The following is a 1,386-nucleotide window of genomic DNA, read 5'->3' as shown; positions in this document are numbered from 1 at the left end:
CCGGTCGTAGCGTGCCGCCGCGGTGGCGATCAGGCTGTCGGCCAACGGGATCTTGAATTCGACACCGGCCGAGTAGCGGGTACGCTCGCCACCGCCGCGATCGACGTTCTGCAGATCGAAATCGATGCCCGCGCGCGGGTCCGGGCTGAGGTGATAGCCCTGCTTGGCCACTTCGGCCACCGCTGCGAACGAGATCGGCCCGGCCCAGCCCTGGAACAGTTCACCGGTGATGTCGGCCGAGGCCTGGTTGACGTAGGACGACGCCCGGTTCTTCGCTACCGTGCCCATCTGCCAGTACTGGTCCGGGGTGATCGGGTTCCACCAGCGCGACTCGTTCAAGGCGTAGATCGCCTCGCCATCGCCGGTGGTGCCCAGCCGTGGGCCGAGGAAGAAGTCGTACGACTTCTGCTCGTCGACCACGTTCTGCCGCTCCTCGACGCGGTAGTAGGAACGGCCGACCGTGGCGCTCCAGTCGAAGCGATCGGCCAGGCGCCCGCGCAGGCCCGCGCTGATATCCCACGACAACTCGCGGTTGGTATTGCGCAGCGTGTCCAGGCCACCGACTTCGTTCGGGGTGAACTGGCGCACGCCGAGCACCGGTCGATTGCGGTTGGCATCCCAGTAGTAACCGTTGGCATCGTCGATCAGCGACACGCTCGGCGGATTGGTGCCCCAGATCGCTTCGGAACGGTATACCGCCAGGTTGCTCCAGGCCTGCAGATCGTTGCCGAAATCGAAGGTGGCATACAGGTTGCCCGACAGGTTCTCCGAGCCTCCGGTCAACAGCCAGTTGGCGTAGTCGGCGCTCATGCCGCAGAGGCGGCCGGTGTTGCTCACCGTATTGGCGTTGTAGTTGTAGACCAGGCGGTCGGCGGTGTAATACTCGCCAGCGAATTTCTCGCAGGTGCCGTCCGGCGGCGCCAGGCGCTGGCCGTTGCTGGGGTCGATCAACGCCAGACCAGCGGTGGGACGGAAACCGACCTTGCGCTGTTCCATGTTCCAGGACGGGTACAGCGCATCGTCGGCGTCGTCCATCTGTGGCCGGTCACGGCCGAACAGCGGATCGCGCTTGGTGTACTGCAGGGCGTAGGTCACGCTCCAGTTGTCGCCGGTCTTGCCGCCCGCCCAGGACAGATCCCAGGTATCACGCCCGCCTTCGGTGGAGGTACCGCCGCGCACGCGCACTTCGTCGCCGTCGTAGTTGGTCTTCAGGATGACGTTGACCACGCCGGCGATGGCGTCCGAACCATAGATCGCCGACGCGCCGCCGGTCAGCACTTCGATGCGCTCCACGGCAGCGGCAGGAATGTTGCTGTAGTTGGAGAAATTGGTCTCGCCGCCATAGGGCAGCGGGTAGTCGGCCACACGGCGGCCGTTGACCAGCAG

General features: G+C 65.5%; 1 protein-coding gene. It reads right to left on the bottom strand.

The window, feature by feature from the left end; genetic code table 11:
- Positions 1–1,386, bottom strand: a 1,386-nt coding sequence (locus AB4Y84_RS21645) for a TonB-dependent receptor plug domain-containing protein (RefSeq protein ID WP_442250931.1), incomplete at both ends; no start/stop codon positions are given.

The sequence above is a fragment of the Stenotrophomonas sp. 2YAF22 genome, assembly GCF_052114665.1.
In the GTDB taxonomy this organism is placed as follows: domain Bacteria; phylum Pseudomonadota; class Gammaproteobacteria; order Xanthomonadales; family Xanthomonadaceae; genus Stenotrophomonas; species Stenotrophomonas indicatrix.
Note: the sequence above shows the minus strand (reverse complement) of the source record. Positions and strands in the feature narration are given on the sequence as shown.